This is a genomic window from Pseudomonas sp. UBA6276, from assembly GCF_002438365.1.
In the GTDB taxonomy this organism is placed as follows: domain Bacteria; phylum Pseudomonadota; class Gammaproteobacteria; order Pseudomonadales; family Pseudomonadaceae; genus Aquipseudomonas; species Aquipseudomonas coleopterorum.
The window spans coordinates 1-16,428 of record NZ_DJUS01000038.1; the positions used below are offsets into that span (position 1 = coordinate 1).

At 64.9% G+C, this 16,428-nt stretch carries 17 protein-coding genes; 5 read left to right on the top strand and 12 right to left on the bottom strand.

What is annotated here, in order from left to right; genetic code table 11:
* Position 1: 1 nt before the first annotated feature.
* From mltB to B2V21_RS04505, 7 genes are read right to left on the bottom strand one after another with little or no spacing between them, the layout of a single operon-like run.
* Positions 2 to 1,012: a lytic murein transglycosylase B gene (mltB, locus tag B2V21_RS04475; RefSeq protein ID WP_049860840.1), complete on the bottom strand. Its 1,011-nt coding sequence runs from the start codon at positions 1,010 to 1,012 to the stop codon at positions 2 to 4.
* Between the two features lie 17 nt (positions 1,013 to 1,029).
* On the bottom strand, positions 1,030 to 2,133 hold the full coding sequence (gene rodA, locus B2V21_RS04480; RefSeq protein WP_049860839.1) for a rod shape-determining protein RodA: 1,104 nt from the start codon (positions 2,131 to 2,133) through the stop codon (positions 1,030 to 1,032).
* Positions 2,134 to 2,164: 31 nt separating this feature from the next.
* The gene (gene mrdA, locus B2V21_RS04485; RefSeq protein WP_286916138.1) at positions 2,165 to 4,060 is read right to left on the bottom strand and encodes a penicillin-binding protein 2; all 1,896 of its coding nucleotides are present in this window, start codon (positions 4,058 to 4,060) and stop codon (positions 2,165 to 2,167) included.
* A 15-nt stretch (positions 4,061 to 4,075) separates the two neighbouring features.
* Positions 4,076 to 4,543 carry a 23S rRNA (pseudouridine(1915)-N(3))-methyltransferase RlmH gene (gene rlmH, locus B2V21_RS04490; RefSeq protein WP_043192648.1) on the bottom strand — a complete coding sequence of 156 codons (468 nt, stop codon included), beginning with the start codon at positions 4,541 to 4,543 and terminating at the stop codon, positions 4,076 to 4,078.
* Positions 4,544 to 4,551: 8 nt separating this feature from the next.
* On the bottom strand, positions 4,552 to 4,941 hold the full coding sequence (rsfS, locus tag B2V21_RS04495) for a ribosome silencing factor (protein ID WP_286916139.1): 390 nt from the start codon (positions 4,939 to 4,941) through the stop codon (positions 4,552 to 4,554).
* Positions 4,942 to 4,958: 17 nt separating this feature from the next.
* Entirely contained in the window at positions 4,959 to 5,648 is a 690-nt protein-coding gene (gene nadD / locus B2V21_RS04500) for a nicotinate-nucleotide adenylyltransferase (RefSeq protein WP_286916140.1), read from the bottom strand.
* Between the two features lies 1 nt (position 5,649).
* Positions 5,650 to 6,921 (bottom strand): glutamate-5-semialdehyde dehydrogenase, encoded by a 1,272-nt coding sequence (locus B2V21_RS04505; RefSeq protein WP_286916141.1) that lies wholly within the window; start codon positions 6,919 to 6,921, stop codon positions 5,650 to 5,652.
* A 168-nt stretch (positions 6,922 to 7,089) separates the two neighbouring features.
* On the opposite strand from B2V21_RS04505, the gene B2V21_RS04510 reads away from it, so the two are divergent.
* Positions 7,090 to 7,761: a DNA-3-methyladenine glycosylase gene (locus tag B2V21_RS04510; RefSeq protein WP_286916142.1), complete on the top strand. Its 672-nt coding sequence runs from the start codon at positions 7,090 to 7,092 to the stop codon at positions 7,759 to 7,761.
* Between the two features lie 3 nt (positions 7,762 to 7,764).
* On the top strand, positions 7,765 to 9,084 hold the full coding sequence (locus B2V21_RS04515; protein WP_049860833.1) for a bifunctional DedA family/phosphatase PAP2 family protein: 1,320 nt from the start codon (positions 7,765 to 7,767) through the stop codon (positions 9,082 to 9,084).
* A 36-nt stretch (positions 9,085 to 9,120) separates the two neighbouring features.
* On the opposite strand, the gene B2V21_RS04520 is transcribed toward B2V21_RS04515, so the two are convergent.
* From B2V21_RS04520 to B2V21_RS04530, 3 genes are read right to left on the bottom strand one after another with little or no spacing between them, the layout of a single operon-like run.
* Positions 9,121 to 9,711 carry an LON peptidase substrate-binding domain-containing protein gene (locus B2V21_RS04520; protein WP_286916143.1) on the bottom strand — a complete coding sequence of 197 codons (591 nt, stop codon included), beginning with the start codon at positions 9,709 to 9,711 and terminating at the stop codon, positions 9,121 to 9,123.
* Positions 9,712 to 9,722: 11 nt separating this feature from the next.
* Positions 9,723 to 10,439: an LrgB family protein gene (locus tag B2V21_RS04525; protein WP_049860831.1), complete on the bottom strand. Its 717-nt coding sequence runs from the start codon at positions 10,437 to 10,439 to the stop codon at positions 9,723 to 9,725.
* Positions 10,436 to 10,801 (bottom strand): CidA/LrgA family protein, encoded by a 366-nt coding sequence (locus B2V21_RS04530; RefSeq protein WP_049860830.1) that lies wholly within the window; start codon positions 10,799 to 10,801, stop codon positions 10,436 to 10,438. The genes B2V21_RS04525 and B2V21_RS04530 overlap by 4 nt, the downstream gene beginning before the upstream one ends.
* 222 nt (positions 10,802 to 11,023) lie before the next feature.
* Between B2V21_RS04530 and B2V21_RS04535 the strand changes: the two genes are divergently transcribed.
* Positions 11,024 to 12,733 (top strand): C13 family peptidase, encoded by a 1,710-nt coding sequence (locus tag B2V21_RS04535; protein WP_286916144.1) that lies wholly within the window; start codon positions 11,024 to 11,026, stop codon positions 12,731 to 12,733.
* 40 nt (positions 12,734 to 12,773) lie between these two features.
* Positions 12,774 to 13,415, top strand: coding sequence for an oxidoreductase (locus tag B2V21_RS04540; protein WP_049860828.1), 642 nt, complete (start codon positions 12,774 to 12,776; stop codon positions 13,413 to 13,415).
* 15 nt (positions 13,416 to 13,430) lie between these two features.
* Here B2V21_RS04540 and ubiX read toward each other — a convergent pair whose 3' ends face one another.
* Complete coding sequence (ubiX, locus tag B2V21_RS04545) at positions 13,431 to 14,060, bottom strand: flavin prenyltransferase UbiX (protein WP_043192628.1); 630 nt, start codon at positions 14,058 to 14,060, stop codon at positions 13,431 to 13,433.
* Positions 14,057 to 15,406, bottom strand: coding sequence for a UDP-N-acetylmuramate:L-alanyl-gamma-D-glutamyl-meso-diaminopimelate ligase (gene mpl / locus B2V21_RS04550; protein WP_286916145.1), 1,350 nt, complete (start codon positions 15,404 to 15,406; stop codon positions 14,057 to 14,059). Before mpl ends, ubiX begins: the two co-directional genes overlap by 4 nt.
* Positions 15,407 to 15,593: 187 nt before the next feature.
* Between mpl and B2V21_RS04555 the strand changes: the two genes are divergently transcribed.
* On the top strand, positions 15,594 to 16,428 hold an 835-nt coding region (locus B2V21_RS04555; protein WP_286916146.1), incomplete at its 3' end, for an aldehyde dehydrogenase family protein.

Sequence of the window (16,428 nt, forward strand, 5' to 3'; positions counted from 1 at the left end):
ATTACTTGACGCCCCGTGCTTGAACCAGCGATTCCGACAGTTGGTGCACAGCCATGGCGTACATCACACTGCGGTTGTAGCGAGTGATTGCATAGAAATTCTTCAGACCCATCCAGTATTCCGGACCTTCGGCGCCCTGCAGGCGGAAGGCGGTCACTGGCAGGTCGTCGCGCAGCGCATCATGACTCGACCAGCCCAGCGCCCGCAACTGCCCGACATTCTTGACCGGGTCGATGCCCGGGCTCAAGCCATCGTCGACCTGCGGACCGGAAACGCTGGCTCGGCTGACCACTGGCTGGCCGGCGACCCATCCATGCTCCTTGAAATAGCTGGCGACGCTGCCGATGGCGTCATCGGCGTCGGTCCAGATATTGATGTGGCCGTCGCCGTCGAAATCCACCGCATAGGCGCGGAAGCTGCTGGGCATGAACTGCGGCAGGCCCATGGCCCCCGCGTACGAGCCCTTGAGGGTCAACGGATCGAGCTGCTCGTCGCGCGCCAGCATGAGGAACTCGCGCAGCTCCTTGCGGAAGAATGGCGCGCGCGGCGGGTAATCGAAGCTCAGGGTGGACAGCGCATCGATCACCCGATAATTGCCGGTGTTGCGGCCGAAGAAGGTTTCGACACCGATGATCGCGACGATGACCTGCGCCGGGACGCCGTATTCGCGTTCCGCACGGGCCAGTACCGCTTCGTGCTGACGCCAGAAGTCGACGCCGCGGGCGATACGCGCATCGGTAATGAACATCGGCCGGTACTCGCTCCACGGCTTGACCCGTTCGGCGGGACGCGAGATCGCGTCGAGAATAGACTGCTTGCGCTCGACTTCCCTGAACACCTCGTTCAACTGGTCGCTGGCGAAGCCATAGTCGCGGGTCATCTCACCAATGAACTGGGTCACCTGCGGTGAGCCACCGTAGTCGCCGGCGCTGGCTTGCTGTGCCGACCCCAACAGGCCCATCAGGCCGATCCAGGGAACGCTTCGAGCTGCCCAGCTACGCATTACTTGCATGCAATTGCTCACCTTATTCAAACCTGTGCGATCCACTTGCGATGGGTGTGGATCGACATCAAAACGCCAAACGCTGACAGTAGGGTCACCAACGAAGTTCCGCCGTAGCTAATGAATGGCAACGGCACCCCCACCACCGGCAGCAGGCCACTGACCATACCGATATTGACGAAAACGTAAACAAAAAAAGTCATGGTCAGGCTGCCGGCCAGCAACTTTCCGTACAGGGTCTGGGCCTGCGCGGTGATCACCAGCCCGCGGCCGATCAACAACAGATAGATCAACAGCAGCGCACAGATACCGACCAGGCCGAACTCCTCGCCCAGCACCGCGATGATGAAGTCGGTATGGCTTTCCGGCAGGAAGTCCAGGTGCGACTGGGTGCCCAGCAGCCAGCCCTTGCCGAACACGCCGCCGGAGCCGATGGCCGCCTTGGACTGGATGATGTTCCAGCCGGTCCCCAGCGGATCGCTCTCCGGGTCGAGGAAAGTCAGGATCCGCTGCTTCTGGTAGTCGTGCATGATGAAGAACCACATGGCCACGGCAACGGGCACGGCTGCAGCCAGCACGCTGAGGATCCAGCGCCAGCGCAGCCCGGCCATGAACAGCACGAAGGCGCCCGAAGCCAGGATCAGCAGCGACGTGCCCAGGTCCGGCTGACGCACGATCAGCACGAAGGGAATGCCGATCAGGGCCAGGCTGGCCGCCACGTGCTTGAGCGTGGGAGGCAGGGTTCGCTTGGCCAGGTACCAGGCGATGGTCGCCGGCATGATGATCTTCATGAACTCGGAGGGCTGAAAGCGGATGACCCCGGGAATGTTGATCCAGCGCGTGGCGCCCATGGCGTTGTGGCCCATCACGTCCACCACCACCAGCAATATCACCCCGGCCACGTAGGCCAGGGGTACCCAGCGCGCCATGAAGCGCGGCTCCAGCTGGGCTATCACGAACATCGAGACCAGGCCCAGACCGAACGAGGTCGCCTGCTTGATCAGCAGGTCCCAGTTCTTGCCGCTGGCCGAATACAGGACGAACAGGCTGCCGGCCGCCAGGGTCAGCAGTAGGATCAGCAAGGGGCCGTCGACGTGGATGCGTTGCAGGAACGTCGCGCGGCGACGCATCACATCCTCGCTGGAGAGGATGCGGTCGAAATTACTCTTCAAGGGCGGTGATCTCCGCGCCCGCGGCGCTGGCGTATTCGGGTTTCAACTGGCCGTCGGGGCCGAGCAGCCAGGCATCCATGATCTGCCGCACCACAGGCGCGGCGACGCCTGAACCGGACTCCCCGTTCTCGACCATCACCGACACCACGATGCGCGGGTTGTCGGCAGGCGCGAAGCCGACGAACAGGGCATGGTCGCGATGGCGTTCCTGGACCTTGCTGCGGTCGTACTTTTCGCCCTGGCGAATGGCGACGACCTGAGCCGTACCGGACTTGCCGGCGATGCGGTACTTGGCGCCGATGGCCGCCTTGCGCGCGGTACCGCGGGCACCTTGCATGACCATCTCCATGCCATGGGTGACCTTGCCCCAATCCGAGGGGTTGCGCAGCACGATGTCGGGCATGGGGTTTTCGTCCACCGGCGGCGCTCCCTCGATGGTGCGCGCCAGCCGCGGACGATTCCATTTGCCCTTGTTGGCCACCAGGGCTGTGGCCTGGGCCAGTTGCAGCGGAGTAGCCTGCATGTAGCCCTGGCCGATGCCCAGAATGAGCGTTTCGCCGGGGAACCAGGCTTGGCGACGGGTCTTGCGCTTCCATTCGCGCGAAGGCATCAGACCCGGCGACTCCTCGAACATGTCCAGGGACACCTTCTGGCCGATGCCGAACTGGCCCATGTAACTGTCCAGCTTGTCGATGCCCAGCTTGTGCGCCAAGTCATAGAAATAGGTGTCGTTGGAGCGCATGATGGCGGTGTCCAGGTCCACCCAGCCATCGCCGGTGCGGTTCCAGTTGCGGTACTTGTGGTCGTAGTTGGGCAACTGATAGAAGCCGGGGTCGAACACCCGCGAACCGGCGTTGATCACGCCGGAATCCAGGCCGGCGATCGCCACTGCGGGCTTGATCGTCGAACCGGGTGGATACAGGCCGCGCAATACACGGTTGAACAGCGGTCGGTCGATCGAGTCGCGCAGGTCGGCGTAGGCCTGGAAGCCGATGCCGGTGACGAACAGGTTGGGGTCGAAACTGGGCTGGCTGACCATGGCCAGCACTTCACCGGTGCGCGGGTCCATCGCCACGATGGCACCGCGCCGACCGCCCAACGCTTCTTCGGCGGCTTCCTGAAGCTTGATGTCCAGGCTCAGGACGATGTCCTTGCCCGGTTTCGGATCGGTCCGCTTGAGCACCCGCAGCACACGGCCGCGAGCATTGGTCTCGACTTCCTCGTAACCCACCGTGCCGTGCAGTTCCGGCTCGTAGAAGCGCTCGATGCCGGTTTTGCCGATGTGATGAGTACCGCTGTAGTCCACCGGATCCAGGATCTTGAGTTCCTTCTCGTTGATGCGTCCGACGTAGCCCACCGAGTGCGCGAAATGCGCGCCCTGCGGGTAGTGCCGCACCAACTGCGCGACCACTTCCACACCGGGCAGACGAAACTGGTTCACCGCGACCCGGGCGATCTGTTCTTCGTTGAGCTCGAACAGGATCGGCACCGGCTCGAACGGCCGGCGCCCCTGTTTCATGCGCCGTTCGAACAGTTGCCGGTCTTCGTCGCTGAGCTCCAGCACCTCGACGATGGTGTCGAGCACCTGACGCCAGTCGCCGGAGCGCTCGCGGGTCATGCTCAGGCTGAAACTGGGCCGGTTGTCGGCCACGACCACGCCATTGCGATCGAAGATCAGCCCGCGCGTGGGCGGAATCGGCTGCACGTGCACCCGATTGTTTTCCGACAGCGTGGAGTGATACTCGTACTGGATCACCTGCAGGAAATACAGGCGCGCGATCAGGACGCAGATCAGCACCAGAATCGCCGCCGCACCGACCACGACGCGGCTGCGCACGGTGCGCGCGTCTTTCTCGTGGTCCTTGAGGCGAATCGGCTGGGACATCGGCTGGTTTACGGCCTATTTGTGATAAGGGTGCCCGGACAGTACGGTCCAGGCGCGATACAGCTGCTCGCCGATGAGTATCCGTACCAGCGGGTGAGGCAAGGTCAGCGGCGACAACGACCAGCGCTGCTCGGCACGGGCGCAGACTTCCGGCGCCAGCCCCTCGGGGCCACCGACCATGAAGTTCACCGTGCGCGAGTCCAGGCGCCAGCGATCCAGCTCCACCGCCAACTGCTCGGTGCTCCAGGGCTTGCCGTGCACTTCCAGGGTGACGATGCGCTCGCCCGGGCCGACCTTGGCCAGCATCGCTTCGCCTTCCTGACGGATGAAGCGTGCGACGTCGGCATTCTTGCCGCGGGTGTTCAGCGGTATTTCGACCAGGTCCAGCGCAAGCTCGGCAGGCAGACGCTTGGCATACTCATGCCAGCCTTCTTCCACCCACTTGGGCATGCGCGAACCCACCGCGATCAGACGCAGACGCATGGCCAGACTTATTCGTGGCCGGGGGTATGGTGCGCAGCGCTGGCGGCACGGCTCTGCTCGGCGCCCTGCCACAGGCGTTCCAGGTCGTAGAACTGGCGCGCGGCGGCGGTCATCATGTGCACCACCACGGTGTCCAGGTCCAGCAGGACCCAGTCGCTGTCGCCCGCGCCTTCTTCGCCCAGCGGCTTGACGCCCTTGGCCTTGACCAGTTCGCGAACCTTCTCGCGCATGGCGCTGATCTGGCGGTTGGAGGTACCGGTGGCGATGACCATGAAGTCGGTGATGCTGTTCTTGTCGCGCACGTCGATGACCAGGATGTCCTGGGCCTTGACGTCTTCCAGAGCGGCTTTGGTCAGCTCGACGATTTCTTCTGCGGGGATTGCTTGCTTATTGCTCATAAAAAAACTCGTTCAGTTCAATTGGACGCACGGTACAGCCCGTGCGCCTCGATGTAGGCCAGTACAGCGTCAGGCACCAGGAAACGCACCGACTTGCCGCTGGCCAGCAGTTGACGGATCTGGGTGGCCGACACCGCGAGCGGTGCCTGCCAGACGAAAGTAATCTGCCCGCAGGCCCCCTTGAGGGCTTGCGGGTCGCTGATGGAACGCGCCGCCACCAGATTGCGCAGGGCATCGGGCAGCTCGGTGTCGGCATCAGGTCGCTGCAACACGACGATATGGCAGTGCTGCAGCAGTTCTTCCCAGCGGTACCAGGTGGGCAGGCCACAAAAGGCGTCCCAGCCCAGCAGCAGGAGCAACTGGTCTTGCGGGTCCAGCTCGGCACGCATCGACACCAGGGTGTCGAGTGTGTACGACGGTTTGTCACGCCCCAGCTCGCGGTCATCCACGCTCAAGGGCGCCAGACCCTGCACCGCGGCACGCACCATGGCCAAGCGCTGCTCGGCCGATACCTGCGGCTGGTCGCGGTGCGGCGGCCGCGCGCTGGGCACCAGCCGCAGGTCGTCCAGACCCAGTGCCTCGACCACCTCCACGGCGCCGCGCAGATGACCGATGTGCACCGGGTCGAAGGTACCGCCCAGCACGCCGATTCGACGCGCAGCGCGGGAGTGTACAGCGTGGGGACCGGGGCGGCTCGGTGCGGTCAACTCAGACCGGCTCCTGGCCGCGCAGCTGGCCGTCGCCGATCACCACGTATTTCTCGCAGGTCAGGCCTTCCAGCCCCACTGGACCGCGAGCGTGGATCTTGTCGGTGGAAATGCCGATCTCGGCGCCCAGACCATACTCGAAGCCATCGGCGAAACAGGTCGGTGCATTGACCATCACCGAGGCCGAGTCGACTTCGGCGACGAAACGCCGGGCGTGGCCCTGCTGCTCGGTCACGATCGCATCGGTGTGGTGCGAGCCGTGGTGGTTGATGTGCTCGATCGCCTGGTCCAGGCCGTCGACCACACGGATCGACAGGATGGCCGCCAGGTACTCGGTATCCCAGTCCTCTTCGCTGGCCGGTACCGCGTCGATGAGGTCGCGGGTGCGCGGGCAACCGCGCAGCTCGACGCCTTTCTCGCGGAACTGGGCGGCCATCGGCGGCAGGAAGCTGGCCGCCACCGACTGGTCGACCAGCAGGGTTTCCATGGCCCCGCAGATGCCGTAGCGGTAGGTCTTGGCATTGAAGGCGATGCGTTGCGCCTTGGCCAGATCGGCCCCGGCGTCGACGAACACATGGCAGATGCCGTCCAGGTGCTTGATCACCGGCACCTTGGCCTCGCGGCTGACACGCTCGATCAGACCACGCCCGCCGCGCGGCACGATGATGTCCACGTACTCGGGCATGCTGATAAGGGCGCCGACCGCCGCGCGGTCAGTGGTGTCGACCACCTGCACCACGGCGGCGGGCAAGCCGGCTTCGGCCAGGCCGCGCTGGATGCAGGCGGCGATGGCGCGGTTGGAGTGGATGGCCTCGGAGCCGCCGCGCAGGATGGTCGCGTTGCCCGACTTCAGGCACAGGCTGGCCGCGTCGATGGTCACGTTGGGCCGCGACTCGTAGATGATGCCGACCACGCCCAGGGGCACGCGCATCCTGCCGACCTGGATCCCCGAAGGCCGGTAGCTCATGTCGCGGATCGCGCCGACCGGGTCCGGCAGGCTGGCCACCTGGCGCAGGCCGACGATCATGCCGTCGATGCGCGCCGGGGTCAGCGCCAGGCGCTCGAGCATGGCCGCGTCCAGGCCATTGGCGCGACCCGATGCCAAATCCTGCTCGTTGGCGGCAACCAGTTCGGCGCGGGCGCTGTCCAAGGCACTGGCCGCCGCCTGCAGGGCGCGATTCTTCTGCGCGGCGCTGGCACGGCCAATGACTCGCGAGGCTTCGCGGGCGGCGCGACCCAGGCGGGTCATGTAGTCAAGAACGGACTCGGTCATGGTCTCTATGGTCTTGGCAAAGAGGAAAGCGACTGATTATAGCTGTCACGTACGCCCACTAACAGCGGTGACGGGCGGATGGTCGAAAACACCTCTTTAAACATATGTCCACGGGCCTGCCCGATGTGCAATTGCTATCATCCACCGCGACACCGAATGGACCCCGTTATGTTCAACCCGTTGCCCGACGCCTTTTTCGATACCGACGCGCAATCCCTGGCCCGTGCGTTGCTGGGCAAGGTGATTCGCCACCGTCAGGGTCCCTATTGGCTGTCGGCGCGCATCATCGAAACCGAGGCGTACTACGTCACGGATCGCGGCAGCCATGCCTCGCTTGGCTATACCCACAAGCGCCGCGCGCTGTTCCTGGACGGCGGCCACATCTATATGTATTACGCCCGCGGTGGCGATTCGCTGAATTTCAGTGCCCAGGGGCCGGGCAATGCGGTGCTGATCAAGTCGGCCTACCCTTGGCTCGACGCCTGCACCGACGACAACGCCTTCGCCCAGATGCAGCTCAACAATCCCGATGCGAGCGGCCAGCCGCGTCCGGCCGAGCGCCTGTGCGCCGGGCAGACCCTGCTGTGCAAGGCCCTGGGCCTGAGAGTGCCGGTGTGGGACGCCCAGCGCTTCGACACCGAGCACCTGTTCGTCGACGACGTCGGCGCCACTGTCCCGCACGTTGTGCAGACCACACGCCTGGGCATTCCGCTGGGCCGTGACGAACACCTGCCCTATCGCTTCGTGGATGCCGGCTATGCCCGCTTCTGCACGCGTAACCCCCTGCGTCGCGGCCAGATCGAAGGCCGCGATTATTTCTCGATCTTTCAAGGAACCTGACTCATGGGCGAATGGCTGGACAGTCTGACAGGCTGGCTGACGTTGCATCCGCAGTGGCTGGGCGTGGCGATCTTCGCCATTGCCTGCATCGAATGCCTGGCGATCGCCGGGATCGTCGTACCCGGCACGGTGGTTTTATTCGCCGTGGCGGTGCTGGCGGGCAACGGTGCGCTGTCGCTCAGCGAAACCCTGCTGCTGGGCTACGCCGGCGGCCTGTTGGGCGACGCCATTTCATACGCCTTGGGCAGGCGCTTTCACCAGAACATCCGTGGCCTGCCGTTGCTGCGCACGCACCCGCAATGGCTGGAGACCGCCGAGAGCTATTTCCAGCGCTACGGCGTCGCCAGCCTGCTGGTCGGCCGCTTTATCGGCCCGCTGCGGCCGATGCTGCCCATGGTCGCCGGGATGCTCGACATGCCCTTGCCGCGCTTCATCCTCGTCAGCCTGGTGGCGGCGGCCGGCTGGTCGGTGGCCTATCTGCTACCAGGCTGGGCAACCGGTGCGGCATTCCGCCTGCCCCTGCCCGATGACTTCTGGCCACAGGCAGGTATCGTCGTTGCCTGTATCGCCCTGCTGATGGGCCTGAGCCTGCATGCCACCTGGCGCAACCGCGAGCGCGGCACGATGCTGATCGCCCTCGCCTCCTTGATCATGCTGATTGCCCTGTTCTTCGGCTTCCCGCACCTGAGCGCGCTGGACAACGGCCTCAAGACCCTGGTGCAGGAGCACCGCAGCGAGGCCGCGGAAACTTTCGTGGTGCTGGTGACACGCATCGGTGATTTCCGCACCCAGTTCATGGTGGCCGGATTGCTCACCGCACTGCTGCTGATCACTCGCCAATGGCGGCCGGCCCTGTTCGCCTGCTCGACTATGCTGATCACCGCATTGCTCAACGGCTCGCTGAAACACCTGGTGGCGCGGCAGCGGCCCGACGTGCTGCTCGAACCGCTGACCACCTTCAGCATGCCCAGCGGGCACAGCTCGGCGGCCTTCGCGTTCTTTCTGAGCCTGGCGATCCTGGCCGGACGTCGGCAGACGCCGCGCATGCGCCTGGTCTGGGTCATCCTGGCGAGCATTCCAGCGCTGTCGATTGCCTTGTCGCGGGTCTATCTGGGCGCCCACTGGCCAACCGACATCATGGCCGGAACCATGCTGGCCTGCTTCGTCTGCGCCTCGTGCCTGGCGGCCGTGGAATATCGCAAGCCGCTGCCGGCCATGCCCCTGCATGTGTGGTGGCTGGTGGTGCCGGCGTGCGCGCTGCTGCTCGGCTTCTTCGCCGTGCACGGGCTACCGATGGCACTGGAACAGTATCGCTATATGTAGCCCAAGCGCAGGGAACGCCCATGATCCTGCGAAAGATCAGGCCTGGGCGTCGCCTTGCAGGGTATCGAGCAGGGCCTGGATCTGCAGCAGGCTGGCACCTGGATCGCTCTGGGCCAACAATCGGCTTTTTTCCTGCTCGGTGAACGGCAGCAGATAGGCCAGCTGGTTGGCCAACGACTGCTGTCCGTGCGCGCCTTCGGTCATGCCCAGAGCGGCGACCATCGGATGTTCGGCCAATGCCTGCAACAGGGCCTGCAGATCGGCATGTTCTTCGGTCAGCGGCGGGTCCGCCTGCTCATCAAGCCAGCTCACGTCGGCCACCAGCAACTGATCCTTCTGCACCTCGGTACGCTCGACGCGGAAGCGCCGCGCACCTTTCACGCGAATACCCAGCAGGCCATTGTCCTGCTTCTGGAAGTCGATGATCACCGCCTCACAGCCCACATGGGCGTGCGCGCTCGGCGCGTGACCGACTTCTGCGCCGTCAACGATACCGACCACCCCGAATCCGGTGCCCTGCTTCATGCAGCGACCGATCATGTCCAGGTAACGCGCCTCGAAGAGCTGCAAGTCCAGCACGCAGCCTGGGAACAGCACGGTGTTGAGGGGAAAGAGCGGCAATGTCATGACTTGTGTCCTCACGCGAATGCGCTGATGGCCAACGGCAGGAAAACCGCCGTGCCGACGCCCATCAGACTCATGGCCAGCGCCGCGAAGGCGCCGGTTTCTTCACTTTCCTGCAATGCCACCGAGGTCCCCACCGCATGCGCGTTCAGGCCCAGTGCCATCCCGCGCGCCGCCGGATGCTCGACGCCCAGCAGAGACAGCAGGCCGGGGCCGAAGATTCCACCGATGACGCCGGTGATCAGCACGAACACGGCCGCCAGCGCTGCGACGCCACCAATCTGCTCCGCCACCAGCATGGCGATCGGCGAGGTGACCGACTTGGGCGCCATGGTCATCAGAATCATGTGATCGGCCCCCAGCCAACGCCCCAGCAGCAGGCACAAGGCCGTGGCGAACAGGCCGCCCAGGCCCAAGGTGATCAGCGTCGGCCACAGCAACTGACGAATCCGCCGCAGGTTGAGGAACAGCGGCACCGCCAGGGCCACCGTCGCCGGGCCCAGCAGAATGCCGAGAATTTCCGTGCTCTTGCGGTATTCGGCATAGCTGATCCCGCAGCCGACCAGCACCGCGACCAGCAGCAGCATCGACAGCAGCACCGGTTGCAGGAAGATCCAGCGGGTCTTCTCGTAGCCGGCCAGCACCAGTTGATAGGCGCCCAAGGTGATGCCGATGCCGAACAGCGGATGATGGATGACGGCCTGCACCGCGCCCTGCCAGTCCAGCATCATGGTTGCACCGGGGTGTCGTGTCGGCGGCGACGGATCAGGCGCTGCATCAGCCAGCCGACGAACACCGTGGATACCGTGACGGAAATCACCAGCGAGCCGACGATGGCCCAGAAGTCATCGGCGATCTGCTGGGCATACACCATCACGCCCACTGCAGGCGGCACCAGCAGCAATGGCAGGTAGCGCAACAGGTTGTTGGCCGCCAGGCTCAGCGGCTCGCTGACCTCGCCACGGACCATCAGGTAGATCAGCAGCAGCACCAGACCGATGATCGGGCCGGGCAACACAGGCAGGATCAGATGATTGAGGGCCGTGCCCAACAGCTGGAACAGGACCAGCCAGGTCAAACCGCGTAGCAACATTGGGGGGTCTCCTTCGCAAGCCAGGCATTATAAGCACCTCGGGCGTACGCTTGGGTGATGCAAGATGGCGCACCCCTTGGCGGGTTACGGACCGAGCAGGCAGGCGACGATGATCCGAACGCTGTCGGCGTGCAGGCAGCGCGTGGCCGAAAAGCACCCTGCATCTGTTTTCCACCCTTGCATCTGCGGCATACTCGGCGCCTCAATCGCCCGGACCCGCTCATGCGCCCTCTCGCTCCCCTCGCCCTGTCGTTGTTGATCGCCGCTTGCGGGGATGGCGAGCCACTGTCGCCGCCCGATGCGCGACTGCCCGACGGCGGTCGCTATCGCGGGGACGTGGTCAATGGCCTGTTGCAGGGCCAGGGCCGGGTCGACTACCCCAACGGCAGTGGCTACGCCGGGCAGTTCAAGGACGGCCAGTGGCAGGGTGAAGGCCAATGGCACGGGCGCAATGGCGAGGTCTACACCGGCGGTTTCGACCATGGCCTGTTTCATGGCCAGGGGACGCTGATCGCGCGCGGCACCACCTACAGCGGCGGCTTCGTCAAGGGACGGCGCCAGGGCGAAGGCACCTTCAAGGAAGCCGGCGTGTCGTACCGCGGCGGCTTCAAGGAAGATCAGTACTGGGGTGAAGGCCACATCGAGCTCGACGATGGCAGCCAGTACCAGGGCTGGTTCGCCCACGGCAAACCCAATGGCGAAGGCACGCGCAGCGATGCGGCGGGCAATCAGTTCACTGGCACCTTCGTCAACGGCCTGCTCGAAGGCCACGGCACGTTCAGCAACGCCGACGGCGACCAGTACATCGGCAACTTCCACCTCAACCAGCTGCACGGCCGTGGCCGCTACGAGAATGCCGCAGGCGACGTGTGGATCGGCACCTTCAAGGAAGGCGTGCTCAGCGGCAAGGGCGAAATGTTCGCCAGCGATGGCAGCCACTACAAGGGCGAATTCGCCGATTGGCGCTTCAGCGGCAAGGGTTGGCTGGCCCTGGCCGACGGCAGCACCTACAGCGGCACCTTCGAGAACGACACCTATCAAGGCCAGGGCACCCTGACCCTCAAGGATGGCAGCACCCAGGTCGGCTATTGGCTCAATGGCCAGCGCATCCGCGATGCCCAGGGCCACCTGTTGCCCGATCCGCTGGAGCAGGGGCTGCTCAACCAGGGTCGTCTGCTGGAGCAGGCGCTCGCCGCCGTTCCGCCGTCCACCGCGGCGATCGAACTGTACAGCCTGGCGCTGGCCGGGGATGGCAAGCAAAGCGTGTTCATGCGCGAAGCCGACTACGTCACCGGCATGCTCGCCAGCCGTTTCGGCGCCATCGGCCAGATCACCCTGGCCAACCATCGCGATCACCTGGCCGATCGCGTGATGGCCAGTCGCGAGACCCTGAGCCGCAGCGTCCAGACGCTGGCGGCGCGCAGCGGCCCGGAGGACCTGGTGTTCATCTACCTGACCAGCCACGGCACCAGCGAGCATGAACTGGTGCTCGACCAACCTCGCCTGCAGTTGGGCGACCTGCCGGCCGATGAATTGGCCGCCGTGCTGGCACCGCTCAAGGGCCGCGACAAGGTGGTGGTCATTTCGGCCTGCTACTCGGGCGGTTTCATTCCAGCGCTCAGGGACGAGAAAACCCTGATCATGACCGCCTCGCGAGCCGACCGCGTGTCCTTCGGCTGCTCCGAAGAAGCCGACTTCACCTATTTCGGCGATGCCCTGTTCGCCCAGGCCCTGAACCAGACGGATGACCTGCAGCAGGCATTCGAACTTGCCAGCCGGCACGTTGCCGAACGGGAGATCGCCGACAATTACGAGGCCTCGCAGCCACAGATCTGGGCGCCCAAGGGGGTGCTCGCGCATTGGCAGCGATTGCGCCAACAACAGGCCAAGCGCGCATTGCACGCTGCCGCAGCGCCTGATAACAAGCCATAAGGCATCCGCTTCACGCTGCCTGTATCAAGGGAGACACCGCATGTACTTGACGCCGCAGCACATCCTTCTCGCGGGCGCCACGGGCCTGACCGGCGAGCATCTGCTCGATCGCCTGCTCGCCGAACCCACCGTGAAAAGAGTCCTGGCGCCCACCCGCCGCCCCCTCGCCGAGCACGCGCACCTGGAAAATCCGGTGGGGCCGTTGCTGCCCCTGCTGGCAGACCTGCAAGGGCCGGTAGACATCGCCTTCTCGTGCCTGGGCACGACCATCAAGCAAGCCGGCTCCCAAGAGGCGTTTCGCGAGGTCGACCATACGCTCATCGTCGCCTATGCCCAGCGCGCCCTGGAACTGGGCGCGCGGCACTTTCTGCTGATCAGCGCCATCGACGCCGACCCGCAATCCTCGGTTTTCTACAATCGGGTCAAGGGTGAAACCGAAGAGGCTCTGCGTGCGCAGGGCTGGCCGCAACTGACCATCGCCCGACCGTCGCTGCTGATCGGCGACCGCGTCGAGGCACGCCTGGCCGAGCGCATTGCCGGGCCCCTGTCGAAACTGATTCCGGGCAAGTACCACGGCATCGAAGCGCTGCAACTGGCCCGTGCGTTGTGGCGCCTGGCGCTGGAGGAACAGGACGGCGTGCGCGTGGTGGAATCGGACGAGCTGCGGCGCCTGGGCAAATAGCTTGCCGCCCGCGCCTCAGTCGTCGCTGCCGTGGTGGTGCTCGCCCCAACGCGGCAGCATGTCCTGGGGAATATCGAGCAGATTCAGCACGCGTGCAACGACGAAGTCGATCAGGTCGTCAATGGTCTGCGGCTGGTGGTAGAAACCCGGTGCCGCTGGCAGGATCACCGCACCCATCTGCGACAGCTTGAGCATGTTTTCCAGGTGAATGGTCGAGAACGGTGCTTCCCGCGGCACCAGAATCAACTGCCGACGCTCCTTGAGGGTGACGTCGGCGGCGCGCTCGATGAGGTTGTTGCAGGCGCCGGTGGCAATGGCCGACAGCGTTCCCGTCGAGCACGGTACCACCACCATTGCACTGGGCGCGCCGGAACCCGAGGCCACCGGCGACATCCAGTCTTCCTTGCCATACACACGGATCTGCCCGGCGGACGCTCCGGTGTACTCGTTGAGAAAAGCCTGCATGGCCTGCGGTTTGGCTGGCAGGGTGACGTCGGTCTCGGTGGCCAGCACCAGTTGCGCGGCCTTGGAGATGAGGAAATGCACCTCGCGGTCCTCACGCACCAGGCAGTCGAGCAGGCGCAGGCCATACTGCGCGCCCGAGGCGCCGGTCATGGCCAGGGTGATGCGCTGCGGGCCACTCATTTGAGCGCCTCCGCCAGTTTCAGATGCAGGCCGCCAAAGCCGCCGTTGCTCATGATCACCACATGGGTGCCGGGCCGAGCCTGGCCCTTGACCCGCTCGATGATGGCTTCCAGCGAATCGGCAACGACCGCCGGGACCGGGCACTGCGCCGCCGTCGCGGTCAGGTCCCAGCCCAGATTGGGGGGCGCGTACCAGATCACCTGATCGGCGTCGCGGACGCTTTCGGGCAAGCCGTCACGATGCGCCCCCAGCCTCATGGAGTTGGAACGCGGTTCGATCACGGCGATCAATGCCGCATCACCAATGCGCTTGCGCAGGCCGTCCAGCGTCGTGGCGATGGCCGTGGGGTGGTGCGCGAAATCGTCGTAGAGGGTAACGCCCTGCACTTCGGCGACCCATTCCATACGCCGCTTGACGCTCTTGAACGCGCACAGCGCCTCGATACCCAGCGGCGCAACCACGCCGACGTGGCGGGCGGCGGCCAAGGTTGCCAAGGCATTGGCCACGTTGTGCTGGCCGGTCAGCGGCCAATCCACTATGCCCTGCACCACACCTTCGAACGACACCTCGAAGCGCGAGCCATCGGCGCTGAGCAGATTCGCCTGCCACTGGCCGTTCTCGCCCGTGGTCTGCACCGGTGTCCAGCAACCCATCTCGATCACGCGACTCAAAGCCGGCTCGGTAGTGGGGTGGATGACCAGCCCCTCGCTGGGCACCGTGCGGATGAGGTGATGAAACTGACGCTCGATAGCCGCCAGGTCGGGGAAGATGTCAGCGTGATCGAACTCCAGGTTGTTGAGGATCGTAGTCCGCGGACGGTAGTGGACGAACTTGGAGCGCTTGTCGAAAAACGCGCTGTCGTATTCGTCTGCCTCGACCACGAAGAACGGCGTCTCCCCCAGGCGGGCGGACACCGCGAAATTCTGTGGCACGCCGCCGATCAGGAAGCCCGGCGCCATGCCGGCATGCTCCAGCACCCAGGCCAGCATGCTGCTGGTGGTGGTCTTGCCGTGGGTGCCGGCAACGGCCAGCACCCAGCGCCCCTGCAGCACATGGTCGGCCAGCCATTGGGGGCCGGAAACGTAGGGCAGGCCCTTGTTCAGCACGTATTCGACCGCTGGGTTACCGCGCGACAGGGCATTGCCGATCACCACCAGGTCGGGTGCGGGTTCCAGTTGGGCGGCGTCGTAGCCCTGGGTCAGTTCGATGCCCTGAGCCTGCAGCTGAGTGCTCATGGGCGGATAGACATTGGCGTCCGACCCCGTGACGCGGTGGCCCAGTTCCTTGGCGAGCACCGCCAGAGAGCCCATGAAGGTGCCGCAGATACCGAGAATGTGAATGTGCATGGTTGGCCTCGTAAAACGTCGAGGCAGGGTAGCCTAGGGTAGGAAAAATCTCATCCTTTGATTGGCGATCACCCGCCTCCGGCCTGCCGCCGTGCAGTGGTTTCAAGGCGCCCTGCCCGGCTTTGTTCTACGCTTAAGGGGCGCTACCGCGCGTCCTCCACAGAACCACAACAGCAGGAGACTCCCCATGCGTTACGCACACCCGGGCACCGAAGGCGCCAAGGTCGAGTTCAAGGCCAAGTACGGCAACTATATTGGCGGCGAATTCGTCGCGCCGGTGGACGGCAACTACTTCACCACCACCTCACCCGTCAACGGCAAGCCCATCGCCGAATTCCCCCGCTCCAATGCCCGCGACATCGACAAGGCGCTGGACGCCGCCCATGCCGCCGCCGAGGCGTGGGGCACGACTTCGGTACAGGCTCGCTCGCTGATCCTGCTGAAGATCGCCGACCGTATCGAACAGAATCTGGAAACCCTGGCCATCACCGAAACCTGGGACAACGGCAAGGCCATTCGCGAAACCCTGAACGCCGACATTCCGCTGGCGGCCGATCATTTCCGCTACTTCGCCGGTTGCCTGCGGGCCCAGGAAGGCAGCGCCGCCGAAATCGATGGCAACACCGTCGCCTACCATATCCACGAACCCTTGGGCGTGGTCGGGCAGATCATCCCCTGGAACTTCCCGATCCTGATGGCCGCCTGGAAGCTCGCCCCGGCGCTGGCCGCCGGCAACTGCGTGGTGCTCAAGCCGGCCGAACAGACGCCGCTGGGCATCACGGTACTGATGGAGTTGATCGGTGACCTGCTGCCGCCGGGCGTGCTCAACGTGGTCCAGGGTTTCGGCAAGGAGGCCGGCGAAGCGCTGGCCACCAGCAAGCGCATCGCCAAGATCGCCTTCACCGGCTCGACACCGGTGGGCTCGCACATCATGAAATGCGCCGCCGAGAACATCATTCCCTCGACGGTGGAGCTGGGCGGCAAATCACCGAACATCTTTTTCGAAGACATCATGCAGGCCG